General features: G+C 65.7%; 23 protein-coding genes. 7 read left to right on the top strand and 16 right to left on the bottom strand.

Going from position 1 to position 19504, the window contains the following annotated elements:
- Positions 1-32: 32 nt before the first annotated feature.
- A complete protein-coding gene (gene thpR / locus NKH31_RS10255; protein ID WP_254861700.1) occupies positions 33-644 on the bottom strand; it encodes an RNA 2',3'-cyclic phosphodiesterase in 612 nt (203 codons plus the stop codon).
- Positions 645-818: 174 nt separating this feature from the next.
- On the opposite strand from thpR, the gene NKH31_RS10250 reads away from it, so the two are divergent.
- Positions 819-1622, top strand: a complete 804-nt coding sequence (locus NKH31_RS10250; protein ID WP_254861699.1) for a tetratricopeptide repeat protein — start codon at positions 819-821, stop codon at positions 1620-1622.
- A complete protein-coding gene (locus NKH31_RS10245; RefSeq protein ID WP_254861698.1) occupies positions 1619-1909 on the top strand; it encodes a DUF424 domain-containing protein in 291 nt (96 codons plus the stop codon). Before NKH31_RS10250 ends, NKH31_RS10245 begins: the two co-directional genes overlap by 4 nt.
- Positions 1910-1944: 35 nt before the next feature.
- On the opposite strand, the gene NKH31_RS10240 is transcribed toward NKH31_RS10245, so the two are convergent.
- From NKH31_RS10240 to NKH31_RS10230, 3 genes are all read right to left on the bottom strand, one after another.
- Complete coding sequence (locus NKH31_RS10240; protein WP_343217278.1) at positions 1945-2880, bottom strand: ABC transporter permease subunit; 936 nt, start codon at positions 2878-2880, stop codon at positions 1945-1947.
- Entirely contained in the window at positions 2877-3890 is a 1014-nt protein-coding gene (locus NKH31_RS10235) for an ABC transporter ATP-binding protein (RefSeq protein ID WP_254861697.1), read from the bottom strand. Before NKH31_RS10235 ends, NKH31_RS10240 begins: the two co-directional genes overlap by 4 nt.
- A gap of 240 nt (positions 3891-4130) precedes the next feature.
- A complete protein-coding gene (locus tag NKH31_RS10230; RefSeq protein ID WP_254861696.1) occupies positions 4131-5045 on the bottom strand; it encodes a DUF7351 domain-containing protein in 915 nt (304 codons plus the stop codon).
- A gap of 172 nt (positions 5046-5217) precedes the next feature.
- Here NKH31_RS10230 and NKH31_RS10225 point away from each other — a divergent pair, with 172 nt between their 5' ends.
- A complete protein-coding gene (locus tag NKH31_RS10225; protein WP_256547884.1) occupies positions 5218-5520 on the top strand; it encodes a thioredoxin family protein in 303 nt (100 codons plus the stop codon).
- A gap of 97 nt (positions 5521-5617) precedes the next feature.
- Here NKH31_RS10225 and npdG read toward each other — a convergent pair whose 3' ends face one another.
- The 7 genes from npdG to NKH31_RS10190 form a co-directional block, all read right to left on the bottom strand.
- Positions 5618-6286, bottom strand: a complete 669-nt coding sequence (gene npdG, locus NKH31_RS10220) for an NADPH-dependent F420 reductase (RefSeq protein WP_254861694.1) — start codon at positions 6284-6286, stop codon at positions 5618-5620.
- A 136-nt stretch (positions 6287-6422) separates the two neighbouring features.
- Entirely contained in the window at positions 6423-6680 is a 258-nt protein-coding gene (locus tag NKH31_RS10215) for a hypothetical protein (protein WP_254861693.1), read from the bottom strand.
- A gap of 47 nt (positions 6681-6727) precedes the next feature.
- A complete protein-coding gene (locus NKH31_RS10210) occupies positions 6728-7294 on the bottom strand; it encodes a hypothetical protein (protein ID WP_254861692.1) in 567 nt (188 codons plus the stop codon).
- Positions 7295-7448: 154 nt separating this feature from the next.
- Positions 7449-8996 carry an FAD-dependent oxidoreductase gene (locus tag NKH31_RS10205; protein ID WP_254861691.1) on the bottom strand — a complete coding sequence of 516 codons (1548 nt, stop codon included), beginning with the start codon at positions 8994-8996 and terminating at the stop codon, positions 7449-7451.
- Positions 8997-9054: 58 nt separating this feature from the next.
- On the bottom strand, positions 9055-9279 hold the full coding sequence (locus NKH31_RS10200) for a hypothetical protein (RefSeq protein WP_254861690.1): 225 nt from the start codon (positions 9277-9279) through the stop codon (positions 9055-9057).
- Between the two features lie 105 nt (positions 9280-9384).
- Positions 9385-10341 carry a TIGR01548 family HAD-type hydrolase gene (locus tag NKH31_RS10195; protein WP_254861689.1) on the bottom strand — a complete coding sequence of 319 codons (957 nt, stop codon included), beginning with the start codon at positions 10339-10341 and terminating at the stop codon, positions 9385-9387.
- Positions 10342-10457: 116 nt separating this feature from the next.
- A complete protein-coding gene (locus NKH31_RS10190) occupies positions 10458-10871 on the bottom strand; it encodes a UPF0146 family protein (RefSeq protein ID WP_254861688.1) in 414 nt (137 codons plus the stop codon).
- A gap of 39 nt (positions 10872-10910) precedes the next feature.
- Between NKH31_RS10190 and NKH31_RS10185 the strand changes: the two genes are divergently transcribed.
- Positions 10911-11432, top strand: a complete 522-nt coding sequence (locus NKH31_RS10185; protein WP_254861687.1) for an archaemetzincin family Zn-dependent metalloprotease — start codon at positions 10911-10913, stop codon at positions 11430-11432.
- Positions 11433-11594: 162 nt separating this feature from the next.
- Positions 11595-13256 carry a hypothetical protein gene (locus NKH31_RS10180; RefSeq protein WP_254861686.1) on the top strand — a complete coding sequence of 554 codons (1662 nt, stop codon included), beginning with the start codon at positions 11595-11597 and terminating at the stop codon, positions 13254-13256.
- 36 nt (positions 13257-13292) lie between these two features.
- Here the strand turns inward: NKH31_RS10180 and NKH31_RS10175 are convergent, their stop codons facing one another.
- Complete coding sequence (locus tag NKH31_RS10175; RefSeq protein WP_254861685.1) at positions 13293-14072, bottom strand: ABC transporter ATP-binding protein; 780 nt, start codon at positions 14070-14072, stop codon at positions 13293-13295.
- A 142-nt stretch (positions 14073-14214) separates the two neighbouring features.
- Between NKH31_RS10175 and NKH31_RS10170 the strand changes: the two genes are divergently transcribed.
- Together NKH31_RS10170 and NKH31_RS10165 are read left to right on the top strand one after the other, a co-directional pair.
- Positions 14215-14970 carry a hypothetical protein gene (locus tag NKH31_RS10170; protein ID WP_254861684.1) on the top strand — a complete coding sequence of 252 codons (756 nt, stop codon included), beginning with the start codon at positions 14215-14217 and terminating at the stop codon, positions 14968-14970.
- 116 nt (positions 14971-15086) lie between these two features.
- A complete protein-coding gene (locus NKH31_RS10165) occupies positions 15087-15329 on the top strand; it encodes a YMGG-like glycine zipper-containing protein (protein ID WP_254861683.1) in 243 nt (80 codons plus the stop codon).
- 336 nt (positions 15330-15665) lie between these two features.
- Here NKH31_RS10165 and NKH31_RS10160 read toward each other — a convergent pair whose 3' ends face one another.
- The 4 genes from NKH31_RS10160 to NKH31_RS10145 form a co-directional block, all read right to left on the bottom strand.
- Positions 15666-17492: a ribosome biogenesis/translation initiation ATPase RLI gene (locus NKH31_RS10160; protein WP_254861682.1), complete on the bottom strand. Its 1827-nt coding sequence runs from the start codon at positions 17490-17492 to the stop codon at positions 15666-15668.
- 1 nt (position 17493) lies between these two features.
- Positions 17494-17811, bottom strand: a complete 318-nt coding sequence (locus tag NKH31_RS10155; protein ID WP_254861681.1) for an EMC6-like membrane protein — start codon at positions 17809-17811, stop codon at positions 17494-17496.
- 93 nt (positions 17812-17904) lie between these two features.
- Entirely contained in the window at positions 17905-18777 is an 873-nt protein-coding gene (locus NKH31_RS10150; RefSeq protein WP_254861680.1) for a hypothetical protein, read from the bottom strand.
- 13 nt (positions 18778-18790) lie between these two features.
- Positions 18791-19336, bottom strand: a complete 546-nt coding sequence (locus NKH31_RS10145; RefSeq protein ID WP_254861679.1) for a DUF7344 domain-containing protein — start codon at positions 19334-19336, stop codon at positions 18791-18793.
- Positions 19337-19504: the final 168 nt, after the last annotated feature.

The following is a 19504-nucleotide window of genomic DNA, read 5'->3' as shown; positions in this document are numbered from 1 at the left end:
CCGCGAGGGCACGTCCGTGGAGACCATGCCCCCTACTCGAGCGGGAAACGAGTAACGGTCTCGTACGTCGGACCGTCAGGTCCGAGCGTACTCTCGGTCAGGCGTATCTCCTCGACGGTCGTCTCGCCGACGATCGGCCCCTCGTCGGTGTGACGAATCGCCGGATCCATCGCGGCCGTCTCGGCCGAGGCGGGCCAGTCGGTCACCAGCTCCTGGACCAGGTCCTTCCCCCCGGCGTGTTCCATCCGGGCGAGCGTGACGTGTGGGGTGAACTCGTGCGAATCGGCCTCGAAGCCCATCGCCGTCGTCCGCCGTTCGACAGCCTCGTGGAGGTGAGTGAGTTCGTCGCCACCGTCGAGGACGCCGAGCCAGATCACCGAAACGTACGAAAGGTCCGGAAAGACGCCCAGCCCGCCGTAGGTGACCGAAAACGGCGAGACGCCGGCGTTCTCGACCGCCGTCGCGAGTTCCGACTCGAGGGCTGTGCGTCGGTCGGGATCGACGTCTCCGAGGAAGGTGAGCGTCACGTGCGCCTGTCCGGGATCGGTGAACGAAAGTCCCGACGCGTCCGCGAAGGCGGACTGCACGTCGGCGACCCGATCGGCGAACGACGCCGGCAGGTCGACGCTGACGAACGAACGCATACGGTGTGATTCGACTGCGGGTCGCTTGAACCCGTGGGATCGAACGGGGCGCGTCGGGGTCAGTCGAAGCCTCCGCTGGGGCGACGTCGCACTGGTGAGGGTACAGTTCCCCGTCGAACCGGCGCCAGCCCGGTGTCGCAGGCCTTAACCCGCGCGGGGAACTACCCTATATCGATGACTGACGAGGGTGACGACCCCCACCGGTTCTCGGAAGGGGCCGGCTTCGACGACCCCTACGACGAGTTCGACCTGGATCCGCCCGAGCTGGACGTCGATCCGGGGAAAGTGGACCCGGTCGACTCGCGGGTAGTCGCCGACATGCTCGACGACCGCCAGATCGCGAGCGACGACGTCGACGCCGAGACGCTCCTCGACGTGGGCCTAAACTACATGCAGATCAACCGGTTCGAGCAGGCCACCGAGGCGTTCGAGCGCACCGCCCAGTACGCCGAAGACGACCGGCTCGTCCAGGAGGCCTGGACGAACAAAGGCGTCGCCCACGCGGAACTCGAAGAGTGGGACGAAGCGATCGGTGCGTATCGCGAGGCGATCCACGTCGCCGACGGGATCGAGATCGAGACCAGCCCGGAGGAGACGGGGAACACGCGCTCGGCCGGCGAGCACGCCGCGACGGCCGAGAGCAACCTCGCGTTCGCCCTCTGGGAGTACGGCGAGACCGCACAGGCGCTCGAGCACGCAGAGCGCGCCGTCGAGCGCGACCCGCGCTTCGCCGAAGGGTGGTACAACCGGGCGTTCTTGCTCTCAGAGCGCGGTCTCGTCGAGGACGCGCTTCGGTGTATCGACAACGCGATCCGGCTGGGCATGCGCAACTCGCTCGTCTTGGACGAGAAGGCGCGCATCCTGGAGGAACTGGGCGAAGACGCCGAGGCCGAGCGCGTCGCGGAGGAGGCGGACGAACTCAGAGCGCAAGCCGAACAGGAGTTCATCGAAGAACACGAGCGGGCGCACCTCGAATGATCCTCACCGAACGCGAGACCGAAAAGGGCCTGCTGGTCGCCGTCTGCGACGCCGACGTGCTCGGCGAGACGTTCGAGGACGGCGCGGTCTCGCTCACCGTGACCGAGGAGTTCTACGGCACCGAGACGGTCGAAGCCGACGCCGTCCGCGACGCGCTCGCGCGGGCAGACGTCGCAAACATCGTCGGTACCCGATCAGTCGACCTCGCGATCGAGGTCGGCGTCGTCGACGAGGCCCACGTCCTGGATGTCGGCGAGACGCGCCACGCCCAGATGTTACGGCTGTGAACGCCGAGTCGAGTTCGCCCGAACCGAACGTCGACCTATAGGTCGGTCCGCTGGAACCGAACGTAGCCGAGCGCTAGCGGAACGACGAACCACGCGAGCAAGACGGCGACGCCGAACCACTCCTGGAGGTAAAACGGCGCCTCGCCGACGTACCGCTCCGTCGACGGCGTCGTGAGCGCCTCCGGCTCGCGAAGACCGTAGCCGAACTGGAGCGGCCAGGCGTCGCCGGATACTGCCCGATTGGCGATTCCGGCGTAGGCGGCGATCGGGTTGAGTCCGTCGACGAAGAGGTACCACCCCTCCGCCTCGATCGGCGGCGTCTCGCCGTGAATGAGGTAGTACGGTCCGGCGACGACGAGCTCCCAGAGCGCGACGAACGTCGCGAAGAGGCCGACGACGATCGCCATCGCCCGACCGCGAGTCGCGACGGCCGCCGAGACGCCGACGGCCAGGCCGACGAACGCGAATCCGAAGAGAATCGTCGCGCCCGTCAGTACGAGCCAGGCGCGGACCGGAAGGGACCCGAAGAGGGCGAGGCTCAGCGCGCCCGCGAGGACGGCGGCCGGCGTTAGGGCCGCGACGACGATCGCGCTGCGCCCCAAAAGCGTCCCGAGGACGACGTCGCGTCGCGACGGCGCCAGTCCCAGAAGTAGTTTGATGCTCCCCGAGCGCCGCTCGCCGACGATGGCCAGGTAGCCGACGACGAGCGCGGCGATTCCGAGGATCGTCTGCATCGGAAGGGCCAGCCAGGCGAGGGTTTCGCCGGCGGTTCCGTCGTCGGCGATCAGGCCGAACGCCGCGTAGAGGACGGTCACGAATCCGACGAGGAGCGCCACCATGGCGAGGAGCATTCGCGACCGCGCGACGTCCTCGATGTCCTTGCGGGCGACGGCCAGGATCATCCCGAATCGCGCCCTGGACGGGCGATCCGTCCCGGACCGCGCCACCGATTCCGGCGTATCGGGACTCACGAATTCACCGCCGGTTCGACGACGGCGGTCGAGTTGCCGTTCCGTCGATCGCCGGTCCGGGCCGCCGTCGAACCGTCGCTCCCGGGCCGGCGCTCGAACCCGCCCGTTTCGGTCAACGTCGCGAACAGCGATTCGAGCGAGGTCTCCTCGATCGAGACGTCGCGGACGGTCGCTCCCGCCTCCTCGAGGGCGAGGATGGTGTCGGCCTTGGCTCGTGGCACTCGACACGTCGCTTCGACGACTGGACCGCTGACCGCGACGTCGGCGACCCCGTCGACGGCCCGAAGCGTCTCGAGCACCTCCGCCATCGGCTCGGCGAGTTCTACGGTCACCGTCGCGCCGCCGCCGAGCGCCTCGTCCAGGCCGTCGATCGTGTCGACGGCGATCAGCCGGCCGTCGTGGAGAACGCCGACGCGATCACAGACGCGCTCGACGTGGGCGAGGACGTGACTCGAGAAGAAGACGGTCGTCCCGCGATCGGCCTCCTCCCGGACGAGCGCTTGCATCTCGCGGATGCCGGCTGGATCGAGGCCGCTCGTCGGTTCGTCCATGACGAGCAGCTCCGGATCGCCGGCGAGCGCCATCGCCGTCGCGAGTCGCTGCGTCATCCCCTTCGAGTACCCACCGGTCGGGCGTTCGGCGTCCGAACGATCGAGTCCGACCCGCTCGCAGAGGGCGTACGGATCGTCGTCTGCACCCGCGGTCTCGATCGCGAACGAGACGTGGCGGACCCCGCTGAGGCGCTCGTAGAGGGAGAAGCCGTCGGGGAGGACACCGATTCGATGACCGATCGCGTCGGACTCGCGCTGGGCGTCGAATCCAAGTACCTCGGCTCGGCCCGACGTCGGTCGAACGAAGTCGAGCAGGACGTCGATCGTCGTCGACTTCCCCGCCCCGTTCGGACCGAGGAAGCCGAACACCTCCCCGGACTCGACCGTCAGGTCGACGTCCGCTATCGCCGTTACGTCTCCGTAGCATTTCGTCAGTCCGTGCGTTTGTATGGCCGTCATCTGTTACTCGCCCGGCGTGTCCGAGCAGTTGGTCGACCGAGAGGGTGCCACATAAGTGTTGTTGGAAAAATAACATATGTTCGATTCGGAACACAAGCGCGGTTGAGCCAGGAGGGGTGATCGACGAGTCGAGCGGGCGGGTGCAGGTCCGAAAACGGCGCGCGGCTCAACGTCGTTTGAGTTGTGACATTGATTTTTTCGGCGAACGAGCGGTCGACAGGGTCGCGCGCGGATCGCGAATCACGTTTCGCTCGTCAGGCGAGTGACGTCCGTGACGGTGAGGTCAGCATCGAGTGCGAGGTGGAGTTCATCGTCCGCCTCACGGAGCGTGATCCGATAGGCGGACCCACCCTCGATTCCCTCGACGGTCCATCGACCGTCGGCGAGGTACGCGATGAGTTCCCAAAACGGCGTCGACCGGATGTCGACGTCGTGCGTCCAGTAGAACGCGACGGTCGCCGGGTGCGAGAGCGCCCAGAACGAGACGGGTAACCCGTACGGTGCCAGACACTCGCGACACCGACTGACGGAGAGGTACGGATCACCCGGAAGCGGTTCAGCGTCGCGAATCGAACGCCGCAACCGCCCGCCGCACTTCGGACAGTCGCCGGCGAAGATGTCGTCGTACGACGACCGAATCCGTCGCTCCGCCGCACTGACGAGCGCCGCCGGATCGCGATTCGCGGCCAGGCCTGGCGTCAGTGGATACGACGCGATCGCTCCTTCGCACGACCGACAGCGAACGCAGATTGTCGTCGTCTCTGGACCGGCCCGTAGCGTCGACGCCCCGCAGGCCGGACAGGGACCGTCGAGGGCGACCGGATCGAACGCGATTTCCGTTCCGTAGCCGCCAGCGAGGATCGTCCGTACGATACGCTCGCCGGCCCACGTGAACGCGTATCCGTCCTCGTTCTTGTGTAAAAACGTCCCTGTGAGTTGATCGAGGTGGTACGCGAAGCGGGAGCTGTTCGAGACGTCGACGCGGTCGTACAGCGCCTTGAACGATAGCCGCGGCGTGGCCTCGTCGAGTTCGCCCTCGCGCTCCGCTTCGGCGACCGCTCGGAGGATATCGACCCGCGTCTCGTCGGCCAGTTTGGCGAACGCGTCGTGCGGATCGAGTTCGTCCACGCTCACCCAGTGTGGCCCAACCATCATAGTGATTCGCCTCTCCGCGGTCTGAACTGCGTCGGGGAGACGCCGGCGCTACCGCGGCGGAATCGACCAACACGGGCGCGCCTCGACGATGGAATTTGGTCTCCGATCGTCGATTCGAGCCCGCCGTCGACGTCCGGGGTATCGGCAGGAAGACGACCACTGGGAAACTCTTATGCGCGACCGGCCGGAAACCCAGGTAGAGGATATGACTGTCACGCTCAAAGATTTCTACGCGGACTGGTGTGGCCCCTGTAAGACCCAGGATCCGATCTTAGAGGAGATAGAAGAAGACTGGGACGGTCGCTTCGACGTCGAGAAGATCAACGTCGACGAGGCCCAGGACGTCGCCAACGAGTACCAGGTCCGATCGCTCCCGACGCTCGTCATCGAGAACGAAGACGGGATCGTCGAACGGTTCGTCGGCGTCACCCAGCGCGAGGACATCGAAGACGCCCTGGAGTCCGCGGGCGCCTGACCGAAGTCCACCCCTTTTCGGGCGAAACCTCGGAGCCGAGGAGCCGACGCTCCCCAGCGTCGAGCCTTCAATCGTCCGTTTCGAAACGCAGATCCCGCTAGATCCACTTCGCGCCGACGTCGCTGAGGTCGTCGTTGTACTTCGCGATGTTGATGACGAGCGGCGTGACGCTCTCGACTTCGGCCGCGTTCGCGATCGGGCCGGCGTCGAGCGCACGAAGCCCCTCGATGGATTCGGCGAGCTGGGTGACCGTCCGCTTCGCGTCGGCGTCGTCGCCGACGATCAGGGTGTCGAGGTCGATTTCGACGTCGATGGCTGCGAGCTTGCCGGCGGCGAGGTTGTGGAACGCGCCGACGACGGGAACCTCGTCGGGGGCGCGCTGGGCGACGAGCGCCGTGACGCTGCCCGCGCCCGGCGGGTGGTAGTGCATACCGTCCTCGTCGCCTTTCATCCCGACCGCCGGCGTGACGAGGATCGTCTCGGCGTCGAGCCGGTCGGCGACGGCCTCGACGGTGTCGCCGGCGTAGTACGGCGGTACCGAGAGGACGACGACGTCCGCGCGGTCTGCGGCCATCTCGTTGGCGAAGCCCTTCAGATCGCCCGTCGCGCCGTGGTCGGCGAGTCGGTCCTCGTAGGTCTCGACCGCCTCGCGCGCTTTCTCGGGATCGCGCGAGCCGATCAGAATCTCGTGGTCGGTGTCCCGGGCCCACCGCAGCGCGAGCCCCTCTCCGATATCGCCCGTGCCGCCGAGCAGTGCGATTCGCATACTGTCGAGTGCGGGCGGCCACCGGATAAATCGATTGAAGCTGGCCGGCGTCGCCGCTATCGCGGGAGACGTGGCCGGCGAGTCGTGGGCGTCAGTGGGCCGTGGGCCGCGTCGGCGAGGCGCAGGCGGTGTCCGTCTACGGGGCGTCCTCGTCGTCGGGTTCCATCGCCGCCCCCATCCCGGCGTCGTAGGCGTCTCGCTCGTCGATTTCTCGGAGCCGCTGTTCGAGACGGGTTTCGAGGTAATCGGCCGCCTCCCGGTCGACTGATTCGCGGGTCCGGGCCTCTGCGAGATTCTCTCGCGCCGACCGCAGGAGCGCCTCGGCGTCTTCGGCCGGCAACGCCGTCGCACGATCGAGCGCGTCTTCGACGGCCGCGAGCGACGCTTCGGTCATGACTGGTCTCCACGCCGCCCACTCTTGTAGGGTCACCGCAGGAAGACTCACGCACGAATGCGATCGACGTAGCCACCGAGCCCGATCCACAGGACGACAATCTGAGCCGCGATCGCCCCGATACCCGTCCAAGCCGGCGTCTGGAACTGAGCCGGAACGACGAGTAGACCGATCGTCGATCCGACGGCGAAGCAGACGACCGCCGCGCCCGCGGCGTGGACCACGTGGCGCTCTTCGAACGCCACCCTGTCGAATCCGCCGAACGTGGTGAGCCAGCCGGCGACACCGATCGCGGCGCCGACAACCACCGCGAACGCGACGGTTGGTGTGAGCCCGAACGCGTCGAGTCCGACGAGCGTCGGAACGAACGCGACCGGGAAATACAGCAGGGCCAGCCAGCCAAATCTCGCCGTCGCGTTCGGGTCGGCGCCGATAGCTTCGTATCCGCCGTTTTCGAGAAAGCCGGCGACGAGTGCCGAGAGGAGGATGACCGACGCCACAGAAAGTCCCACCACCGCCGCCGGAACCGACGGCAATCGCGAGACGCCGACCATCGAGACGGCGATGACGAACGCCGCCGTGAGGAGCCAACAGACCGCGACGAACGTTCGCAACGCCCGAGAGAAATCGGCCCGATTCGCCTCAGATGAGGAGAGATTCGATTCGTCAGACGTCGAATTATGTCGCGTTCGAGCAGACGTAAACTGCTCGGCCTACCGGACACGACGGAGTTCAAACTGACCGTTCGGCGTCGGCACGACCGATCGCTCACGACCCTTCGAACTCCGTTCGGGACAGATCCTCGCTCGCCGGGCCTTCGAGAACCCGCCCGTCCGGACCGAATCGCGAGCCGTGACAGGGACAGTCCCAGGTTTCCTCGCCGTCGTTCCAGTCGACGACGCAGTAGGCGTGCGGGCAGACGGCCGACACGGCCCGGAGGGAGCCAGAGTCGTCTCTCGAGACGGCAATCGGTCGGCCGCCGCGTCGGACGACCGTTCCCTCGCCGGGTTCGACGGCGGGGTCGGTCGATCCGAGAAGGCTTCGAACCCAGTCGGAGGCGAACTGACCCGCCGCGTCCGCGTTCTCCACCGCGACCCGGCCGATCGACGCGTGCGGCGTGAACCGGCGCGGATCGTACAGCGACGCGATCTCGGGGTCCTCGCCGTCGATCAATCGCGCGAGCAGGCGCCCGGCGACGGTCGATCCAGTCATCCCCCAGCCCCCGAATCCCGTCGCGATGAAGACGTTTCGCGCCCCCGGTCCGGCCGGACCGACGAGCGGAACCCGGTCGGCCGAGACGTAGTCCTGCGTCGACCACCGGTAGGCGACCTCGCGGACGTCGAACCGGTCGCGCGCCCACGCCGCCAGTCGCCGGTATCGCTCGCGCGTCGAACCGCCCTGTCCCGTCTTGTGGTTCTCGCCGCCGACGAGTACCAGCGTCTCGTCCGGCCCCTCGTGCGTCCGGACCGACCGATACGTGCTGGCACCTTCGGCCGGACGGTAGTACATCCCCTCCGGCGGCTCGCCGTCGATCCGGAGCGCGAGGACGTACGATCGTTTCGGCGTGAGCCGGGCGAACAGGCCCAGCCGGTCGACGATCGGAAATCCCGTCGTGAGGACGACGCGGTCTGCGGACACCCGACCGCGCTCGGTCCCGACGCTCGGGTGCTCGCCGGTATCGACGCCGGTGACGCGCGTTTGCTCGAACACGGAGCCGCCGTCCTCGACGAGGGATGCGGCGAGCGCGTGGACGTACCGTCGCGGATCGACGCAGGCCTGGTCGTCGAACCTGACGCCGCAATCGGCCGGTTCGTACGGCGGAACCGACGTGACGAACGACGCGGGCAACCCGATTCGAGCGGCCGCGTCCACCTCGCGCTCGATCGATCCCCGGTCGTCACCGTAGACGTACGCCGGTCGCCGGCGAAAACCGCAGGCCTCGGCGACGTCGAGCGCGTCGACGCGTTCTTCGACCGTCTCGATCGCTCGCTGATTCGCCCTCGCGTACTGCGTCGCTCGTTCCAGTCCGAACTCCTGACAGAGGGGAGCGTAGACGAGCCCGTGCTGACTCGTGACCTTGGCCGTCGACTTCCCCGTAATTCCAGACCCGACGCGGTCGCGTTCGAGTACGGCCACGTCGTAGCCCCGGTCAACCAGCTCGGCGGCCGTCGAGAGGCCGGCGATCCCGGCGCCGACGATCGCCACTTCGGTCGAGGTCGACCCGGAGAGCGGTTCGAACGGTTCGGCCGACGCGGCCAGCCAGGGAGACGCGTGCAGACCGGGAAGCGCTCCGGCCCGAGGATCCTCTGAACTCATCGGACCGACCCCTACGACGAATACGAGCTAAAACCCCCGCGTCGGTCCCAACCTCCGTTCACCGCGTCGATTCGACCAGTCGACCGCCGAGAAGTCGCGCCTCCGAGCGGGTAAGCGAGACCGTGATCGAGCGCGACCGGGCGTTCGGGCCGGTCGTACTGAGCGCGAGGGTGATCGGCTCGCCCGGCTTGACGGCGGCCGAAACCGCCGCGTCGACGCGAGCTCCGTCCGCCTCGAAGGCACCGTCAGCGCCCTCGATCAGCTGGTGGAGATTGACACTCATGGCCACGGGTTCACCGTCGCCCTATATATCACTCGGCCAACCGGAGTGAAAGTGAAACGCCGCCGTGTTTCGGGCGATCCGGTACTCACTCGAGCAGTCCGAGCCTCACTCGAGGAGATCGGGGACGTCGTCGATCGACTCACACACCACCGCCGCGCCGGCGTCGGCGAACAACGTTCGACCGGTTTCGCCGGTGAGCCCGCCCGAGAGAACCCCGACGCCGTGGTAGTCGCGGCTTGGATCGACCTCGGCGGCGTTCGTCGCCGTCCTAACGTCGTCCAACGTGTCGCCGACGAAGACGACGGTCTCGGCGTCGAGGCGCTCGGCTAGCGTCGTGAGCGCGTAGGGGTGTGGCTTTCCCTCATCCCAATCGTCCATCGTGAATCGGTGGGCGGTCGGAATCTCGCCCAGTCCGACGCGGCCGAGCGCGATCTCCGCTTCCGCCTCCGGGCGACCGGTGAGAATGCCGAGGGCGAATCGCTCCGCGAGTCGCTCGCGGGTTTCGCTCGTCAACAGGATCGGTTCGTCGTGGACGAACCCCGGGAGATCGGTCTCGACCTCGCGCGTCCCGTCACCCACCGAAGCCGACTCGGGTTCGACCGCCGTCAGTTCCGGCTCCGGCGGAATCGCCGGCTCGCCGCCTTCGATCGCGCGGTACAGATCCGTTCCGAGATACAGCGCCTGGAAGACGTCCCGGAGCTGCTCACGATCCCACCGACCCTCGATACGGCGGTACGCTCGAGCCCCGACGCCGTCTTTCACGACGGCGATCGCGGCGTCGAGTCCGCCGCCCTGGGCGGCGATTTCGTCGGTGAACGACTCGATCGAGGCGTCGTAACCCTCGGCCGAGGCGAGGACGTACAGCGCGACGGCGTAGGTCAGCTCCCAGTCGTTGTTGAATCCTCCGGCGTCCTTGAACGCCTGTAAGTGCGCTCGCGGGACCGTCCGACCGTGACAGCGTTCGACCGTCTCGACGACGGCCCGGCGGTAGGAGTCGGCCACGTCGACGAGGACGCCGTCGACGTCAAGGACGACGGCGTCGGCCGAAAGCGAATCAGTCATAGGTGAACCGACGGACCGAGGGGAATAAAGCCCGCCGATCGGTTTCGTCCTCGACGCTTCACGGTCGAGACCGGCTCCGATCGAGAGAGAGAGAGAGAGAGAGAGAGCGCTCGTGGTTACCGGTTCGGTCCGGACGATCGCGATCGGACGTACAGCGATCCGGTTTCAATCGTCACTCGCTCGACCGGTATCGCCGGCTGATCGGCGCCGAGCGTGGTGAACAGGAAAGCGGCGTTCGCGCTCTCGGCGAGGTCCGCGGTCGGACGGTGTAACTCCGGAGGGAGATTCTGCGCGTAGATCGCGTCGGCGTCGGCGTAGACGGACGGATCGGGGTCGACCACGTCGTCGCGGACGAACGTGACACCCTCGGGGACCGCCCGATCGTAGACGTCGGTCGCGACGACACGAGCGCCCGCGTCGACGAGCGCCGCGGCGAGGTCGACGCGCCGGCCGATGCCCACTTCGACGAGGCGATCGTATCGGGCGAGCCGCTCTATGAAGATCGGATCGACGCGGTCTGTGCGGGTCACGGCGGGATGTTTATGCCGCACGCACTCATAGCCGTCGTCATGCACGTCGACATCGTTCCGGTCGGAGAGGTGGCCGCGACGGTCAAGCGGGCCGCCTCGTCGGCGCTGCGTTCGGTCTACGGCTGCGAGGTCACCATCGGCGACGCCCAGTCGATCCCGAACGGCGCCTACGACGCCGGCCGGAACCAGTACAGCGCGGAGAACTTCATCCAGCTCGCCGAACGGGTCGGCCGCGGCGAGAAAAATATCGCCATCACGCCGAACGACCTCTTCTACCGGCGACGAAACTACGTCTTCGGACTCGCCTACCTCGACGGCAGCGGCAGCGTCGTCTCGACCTACCGGCTCCAGACCACCTCCGACGGCGGCTTCTCGAACAAGAGCGCGGGCGAGATCGTCCAGGATCGCATCCGCAAGGAGATCGTCCACGAGATCGGCCACACCCGCGGGCTCGAACACTGCGACAACAACCGCTGCGTGATGAACTTCTCGCCGACGGTCCGAGAGGTCGACATCAAAGAGGAGAACCTCTGTGGCAGCTGCCAGCGCCAGATCAGCTGAGTCGGCGAGTGACGACGATCGGAGATGCCGACACCGAAACGCTGACCCGTCGAACCGTTCGTCGGCGACAGCCGATCCGAACGCCTTTTACCGCCGAACGTGTCAGGCCTGACAAATGGTGCTCCGTTTCCCAGACGAGCGTTCGACCGCCGGTGATCGTCGATGAACCCGGCGACGGCGACGCTCGTCGCCCGGACGGAGGTGCGCCGGACGCTTCGGATCTTTCTCGGCGATCGGACGAAACTCGCGCTGATGGGCCTCGTCGCGGTGTTCGCGCTCGGGCCGATCACGCTTATCGGCCTGCTCGCGATGCCGACCGTCGGCGAGGAGGTCGCCGCCGGGGCGGTCTCCGATCTCGCCGGCTTTTCCATCTCCGAGACGGCGGCCGGCGCGACCGCGGTCGCGTGGATCGGCCTGACGGTAATGGCCGGGATCCGGACCGTCACGCAGACCGCCGACGTCGACCAGCCCGAGTGCACGCTGGTGTCGACGACGACCGGGACGACCGTCGTCGGCCTCCTCGGCGCGGAACTACTGCTCTTTGCCATCTGGATCGTCCCGCCGGTCGCACTCCTGGCCGGCGCGTTCGCCTACGGGGCGGGATCGGTCGTCCCGCTCGTCGTCGCGCTAGCCGTCCTCGGGCTGGTGCTGCTCTCTGCGATTCCGGTGGGCTTTCTCGTCGGGATCTGGATTCGCCACCTGCTGACGACCTACGAACCCGTCGCGCGCTACCGAACGCTCGTCTTCGTCGCCGTCGGCGTCGCCTACTTCGGCGCGATCGCGGCGGGTTGGTTCGACTCGCTGATGATCGTGCTCTTCGAGTACCTCGGCGACAGCCCCGCCGGCTGGCCGGGCGAACTGCTCGTCTTCGCGGTGCCGGAGGTCACCCCGTCGACGCTCACCATCGTCGGCGCTCTCGTCGGAACCGCCGTCGCCGTTCCGCTCGCCGTGGGTGCGTCGATCGCCTCGGCGAACGTCCACTGGTACGCAGATCCGGCCCGAACGGACGACGCGGCGGAGATTCGCTCCTCGAACCGACTCGACCGCCTGCTCTCGGGGTCGATCGACCGGGCGACGCGCACCGTCGCCGTGACCGTCGTTAGACGGACGAAGCGCGCCCCAGTTCGGCTACTGTACGTCGCCTACCCCCTGTTCGGCTCGGTTTTCTTCATCGAGACGGTCATCCAGGCCGGCACGCTGCCGGCCTACGTCGCCGTGCTCCTCTGTGCGTACGTCGTCTGGGGCGCCGGCGCGCTGTTCTCCCTGAACGTCCTCGGCGATTACGGACGGGCGCTCCCGGCCGTCCTGACGACGCCGGTATCCGGTCGCCAGGCCGTCGGCGGGACGATCGTCGCCAGCGCGGTGATTTCGGTTCCGATCGCGCTCCTCGTCAGCGTCACGGCCGGGTTCGTCAGCCCGCTCTCGATCGAATCGACGGCCGCCCTCGTCGGCGCGACCGTCGTCGGTTCCGTCGTCACCCCTGCGCTGGCGACCGGACTCGGTGCGATCTTTCCCCGATTCGGCAGCGTCAGGCTGACGAGCAAGCGCGAGGCCGTCATGCCGAGCAAGGCCGCGTTCGTCACGTACACCCTCGCGATCGCGCTTCCCGGCGGCTCGGCTGCACTCCTCTACACAGACGGGGCGGCCGACCTCGTCGCCGACGTGGCGACCGCCATCGGATCGTTCACCCCGGGGCCGGAAACGGCCGTCTCCGCGGGGTCGGTGAGTACGGCGGCGTGGGCGGTGCTCGTCGTCGGCCTACTCGCCCCGGTCGTCTCGGTGCTCTACGCGATCGAGGCGTTCGACGAGTTCGAACTCGATTGACCCGGAGTCTCGACGAACCGTCTGCGCAGAGTGGCGTCAGTCGTCCGCGACGGCTTCCGTCTCCGGTTCGTGCGTGATCGATAAGAACGCGTCTTCGAGGGTGCTTCCTTCGCCGGTTTCGGCGCGCGCGGTGAGGTCGTCCGGCCGACCCTCGGCGACGAGTTTCCCGCGGTGGATCACGCCCACCTCGTCTGCGAGTTCCTCGACGACCGGCAGAATGTGCGTCGAGAGCATGATCGTCATCTCCCGGTCGGCGAGTTCGGCGATCGTCTCGCGCATCGTCCGGGCGGCGCGCGGGTCCAGGCCGCTCGTCGGCTCGTCGAGAAAGGCGACGGCGGGTTCGTGAAGCACGGCCTGGATGACGCCGACCTTCTGGCGCATCCCCTTCGAGTAATCGGCGATGCGCTTGTCGGCGTCGTCGGCGAGGTCGAACCGGTCGAGCATCGACTCGATTCGGTCGCTGGCGGCGTCGCCGGGAAGCTCGCGCAGGCCGGCGACGTACTCGAGCTGTTCGCGGCCGGAGAGTTCGTCGAACAGCGGCGGCTCTTCGGGCAGGTAGCCGATGTGCGGGGTAACCCTACTGCGGTCGGTGATCGGATGGCCCGCGACGCGCGCCGTTCCCTCGGTCGGCTTCGTCAGCGTCGTCAACATCTTCATCGTCGTCGTCTTTCCCGCGCCGTTTGGCCCCAGAAAGCCGTAAACCGTCCCGGCGTCGATCGACGTCGTCACGTCAGCGACGGCCGTCGTCTCGCCGTACCGCTTCGTGAGGCCGTCCATCTCGATGGCGGGCGCGTTCGCAGACTCGTCCGGGGACATACGCTCACACAGACCGCCCGGCTACAAAATCACTTGGATTTGTTAGGTGTGACCGAATCGCTCGGCTGGGCACACTCCGCTGCCCGACGGAGCCAAGGATTTACGCGCCGCTCGCGTAGCCGACCTCGAAGACGGGGAAATCGTGACCGAACGAGACGACATCGAAATCGAGATAGACGATCGCGAGCGAGCGAGCAGCGGCCGGGACGGAAGCGTCGATCACGAGGCGGTGAACAGCGACCGCGAGGGGAACGACGGCGATCCGACGCGCGCGACGGACGCGCTCGCCGACGAGCTCGGCCGGATCGACGTGATGACGACGCCCGAGGGGTACGTCGAGGGACGTATCACCGATCTGGCCGAAATCGACGAGCACACCGTCCGCCTCGACGTGGCCCTTCCCCACGGCCGACCGGTCACGTTCGAACTCGACAAGCCGATTCCGTGGTCCCGGGCGTTCTTACTCTGTCGGATCGTCGAGGACGTCGGCTACGACGCGGCCTCGATCGACCACGTCGTCGGCGAACCCGTCTACGTCGAACGGGCGGATCTCGACGATACGAGCGAGTTTACCTGGTGGTCGGCCTCCGCCGGCGACGTCGGGCGGTCGCTGTTCGCCCGGATGGGATCGCGCCTCGACCTGTCGGTGCGGCCGACTCCCGAGTGGGAGCTCGTCGACCCCCGCGTCCGTGTGGACGAGTTCGATGGCCGGACCGACGTCGTCCCGATTCGGCCCGCTGCGTACGCCGCCGTCGTCGTGGGCTGTCTGCTCGCGATCGCGGGCGCCCTCGTCGGTGCCACCGGCGGACTCGCGATCTCGGCCGGGGTGCTCGCCTACGTGCTTCCGGGTCTGGGACTGCTACTGGCCGGACTCGCTCTCCTGGCGAGACGCGGGTGACTCCGAACACCCACCGACGACCGAACTGTCGAACACCGTTCAATCCTCGAATGAGACACTTTCAGGACCTATAAGCTAACCGTACGCTTATCCCTGCTCCGGACGTACGACCCCCTATGGTCCGAGACACCCTAACCCTCGCACTGAGTCGAGCCCGCTATGCAGCCATCGGTGCCGCCGTCGGCGCCGGACTCGGCGGCCTGTTCAGCCGCTCCGCGGCAAGTTCCGGCGCGGCTCTCGGGGCGCTCGTCGGCGCGTTCGTCGGCGAGAGCCGCGTCACGACGAAAAAACGCATCGAAGAGTGGCGAGACCGCGGCCAAGAGCGCGTCGAAGCGGTTCGTGGAACGGAAGCCGAATAACGTCGGGTCAGCAAAGAGTCGATTCGATTGGGAACACGTTCGGGGCGGCTATTCAATACTTGAGATAGAGTACAGCAGCGAAAAGCGAGAGTACGGCGAGCACACCCGCCAGCCAACCAGGAACGCTTCCCGGTCGATCGTTTGATCCGGTACCCTGCAAGACCGTATAGCCGGCTCCGAGAATTATTCCACATCCACCAATCGCGAACAGGAGCGGAAAAAGTCCGATGCCGTGTATCAGGATGCTCCCGAGTCCGATCGCGGCGAGCCACGTACCGACGATCGTCGTTGCGGCCTGAAACAGTGTTACGTCCCGCATGAGTTAGCCTGCACCCCTCACGGCGCGTAGTAGTACTCGCCTTCGCGTTTTTGCTCGCGATCGAGCTGCGAATCGGGTTTGTTGATACGCGGACGCGAGGTGCGCTCGTCGCGGCGGAACGTAATCTCGAGATTCGAGAGGAAGTCGTTCATCCCGCCGCGCATCGACTGGGGTGTGCCCGCGCGGCCAGAGACGGCGGGTTCGCCGTCGAAGACCATCAGCCGGTCTGCCAGCAGATCGATCATGTAGATGTCGTGGTCGATGACGAGGACGGTCGCGTCCTGGGCTTCGGCGTAGCGGCGAATCGCCCGGGTGGCCTGCACCCGCTGTTCGACGTCTAGGTGGGCCGACGGCTCGTCGAGGAGATAGAGATCGGCCGAATCGGAGAGACAGGCCGCGATCGCGACGCGCTGGCGCTCCCCGCCGGAGAGGTCCGAGAGGTTCTGCTCCATGATCCGATTGAGCTGGAGCGGGTTTGCGATCTCCGTGTTCCAGTACGACGAGCCGAACTGGTCGGTGATCGACGAGAGGAAGGCGTCGACGCGCATCGGCTGGTCGATGGTGACGTACTGGGGCTTATAGGAGATCGAGAGGTCCAGGTCGAATTCGTCGTCAGAACCGACCGCGTCGGGTTCGAGGCTGCCGGTGAGTAACTTTGCGAACGTCGACTTCCCGATCCCGTTGGGTCCGACGATTCCGAGCACCTCGTTCTGTCTGATCTCGCCGCCCTCGACCTCGAGTGCGAACTCGCCCTCGCCGTAGGACTTTCGCACGCCGGGGTAGGAGACGAGCGTCTCGCCGCGCGATTCGGATCGCGGCGCGTGTTCTTCGAACTCGATGCGGTCCGGGCGGATCCGCATGTTCTCGTTTTCGAGGTAGCCCGCGAGGTACTCGTTGATCCCGTTTCTGACCGACTTGGGGTCGGTGACGACACCGAACGCGCCCGGTTCACCGTAGGCGACGTGGAGGGTGTCACAGAGCAAGTCCAGGATTGCGAGGTCGTGTTCGACGACCAGCATCGACTTGTCGTCCTCTTCGGCGAGTTCGCGGATCAGCCGTGCCGCGGTCACCCGCTGGCCGATGTCGAGGTAGGGCGTGATCTCGTCTAGGAAGTAGAAGTCGGCTTCGCGAGCAAGCGCGGCGGCCAGCGCGACTCGCTGGAGTTCGCCGCCCGAGAGGTCGCCGATCGACTGGTCCATCACGGGTCCGATCGAGAGCCGAGAGACGAGCGAATCGAGCGCGCCGCGCTCGTCGGTTCGTTCTAAGAGTTCGCGCGTGTTGCCGTCGAACTGCTCGGGAATCTGATCGACGTACTGCGGTTTTCGCGAGACCGTCACGTCGCCGTCGCGGACGTCGGCGAGGTAGTCTTGCAGTTCCGTTCCGCGGTAGGCGTCCAGGACGGCCTCCCAGCCAGGCGGATCGGCGTACTGGCCGAGGTTGGGTTCGAGTTCGCCGGCGAGCGCGCGGACGGCCGTCGTCTTCCCGATCCCGTTCGGTCCCAGAATCCCGGTGACCTGCCCCTCCTGGGGAACCGGCAGGCCGTACAGCGAGAAGGCGTTCTCGCCGTAGCGGTGGGCCGGGTCGTCCTGCAATTCCTGCGGGAGGTTGATGATCTCGATCGCGTCGAAGGGACACTTCTCGACGCAGATACCGCAGGTCTCGCCCAGACAGATCTCTTCGGAGATGCGAATCTGGTCGGGCCCGCCCTCGTCTGCGTCCTCGCCGCGGAGGGTGATACACTCCTTTCCGGTGCGGTTGGGCGGACAGTAGTTCTTACACTCGTAGTTACACCGGTCGGGCTGGCAACGATCCAGATCGACGACGGCGATGCTATCGTCGGCCATCTCAGTTCAGGTAGGTTTCGGTCAGCAGTATTCCCCACGTCACGAACCAGAAGGCGAAGATCATAAACGAGATGTAGAGGTAGTGTTTGAAGCCGAACTCGTCCTCGTCGTAGACGCCCGAGACCTTGATGATCGCGTACTGGATCAAAATAGCCACGACGGCGATCGCCAGTCCCAGGCTGCTACCGGCGTCCGCGGCGGTCTCTCCGATCTCGATGTAGGAGATGACGCCGGCGGCGACGCCGAAGAGCGCACACGACGCCGTCACCCCGACCGACCGGAGGTGCTGGCCCCGTTCGCTGATCGTCGTAGTCGACATGGGTGGGTGTCAGTGGTCGGTGGTCAAAAGGTGTTCGGAGTCGGTCTCCACCAAAGCAAGAGTAATTTTGGAGGGTGAATCGTAGAAAGTGAATTACTCTTCGTCTGATATCGCTAGCTGCTGAACCGGGTTTCCACCACCCTGCTGTTCATAGAGTGTAACCCAAAGTGTCTCTCCCTCCATGTTAACTCCCGATCCTTCACCCGACATAAACGATTCAATGATAATCGTCACTTCTTCCTCATTACCGATCTCTGGCCGATCCCCTCCATGGAAGTCGTGCATTTCACCATTGATTATTATTGAATCAGGATGTGAGTTGATCCCTGATTCCCCTACTAGTATTTCGGGATTGTTTCCATTGTTCACTTCGGTCGCTGGCGTAGTTGTCTCGTCAATACTTACTCCCCCAAGATCTACTGAGGTACCGATATTCTCGATATCAAATTCGACGGAGTTATCATTCATTCTTACATCAGTAATGATGAAATCTCCATCAGTATCTCGACCACCACAATCGTATTCAACTTTCGTTGTAACGGTATTTCGTGAAATTGTGAGTCCTGAATCCGAAGAAGTCGCCTCTTCGATAGTAATAGAGATGTCTTGTGAACCCGGTCCTGAGGCATCACCACATTCAACATACAGTTGTGTCGACTCTCCCTCGCTAAGTTGGTCGGAAAATCCACTCGATACCGTCAGAATTCCCGATTGAATATCGACATCGAGTGTATCGATCTCGGATCCGATGTTGTTAGTCAGAGTTGCGACTAACACATCCGAATCGTCAAGTTCGACACTGTCAGCCATATCAATCCCCAAGATGGCATTCGGATCTTCCGCCGTACTGACACTCACACCGCGGTCCGCCGCGAACGTACTGAATCCGAAGACGGGGCCGGCCAGCACCAGGGCTCCAGCGACCACCAGCACCAGTCCCAGCTTCGAAAGCGAACCCCCGATCATCTGTCCAACCCCATCACGGCGGTCGCTCCATCGTTCCGAGTCGGTAGCGCCGACTCGTTATCACGTGCGTGACGGCCGAGACGGCGACGGCGACCAGGACGATCGCCGCCCAGCCGAGCGCGGGAACCGTCCCCGTCGGCACCGCGTCGATCCAGATCCCACCGAGCACCACGAATCCGAGCAGCGACAGGCCGAGGTAGTAGACGCCCCACGGGATCGAGTCCGCCGGGACGATGTCCAAGTAGATCTCCAGCGCGTCCGCCTCGTCGGTGAGTTCGATCGTGTGATTGTCGAACTCGATGACGTTCGCCCGTTCGAGCGTCGGCAGGTGCGACTGCTGTAAGGCGGTGTAGACGCGCTTTCGTTCGGCCGAGGTGATCTCGGCGATCTCCTTATCCAGTTCCCACGCGGCCACCTGCTCGGCCAGTTCGCCCAGCGAGACCGGTTCGCCCACCTGTTTGCAGTAGTGGATCGTGTACCGTCGACGGCGGTTGCTAAGCAGGCCGAAAATATCTCCCCGGCTCGCGTGGTCAGTACCTGTCAGCGCATTCACCGTCACACCCCCCAGTGTGGATGAGAGTATAGGGAAGATCAGTATTAATTCGTTTGGGCCGACGACGGTTTCAGGTTTTGAAAAATCGGCTCAAGCGGCCCTTGAACCACGTTCTATGAGAGCTATCCATTTTCTCGTTACTCAATACAAAGGGGGTAGGATGGCTGGTATCGA

This window comes from Halovivax gelatinilyticus (assembly GCF_024300625.1).
GTDB lineage: Archaea > Halobacteriota > Halobacteria > Halobacteriales > Natrialbaceae > Halovivax > Halovivax gelatinilyticus.
This window is presented reverse-complemented; position numbering and strand designations above follow the sequence as displayed.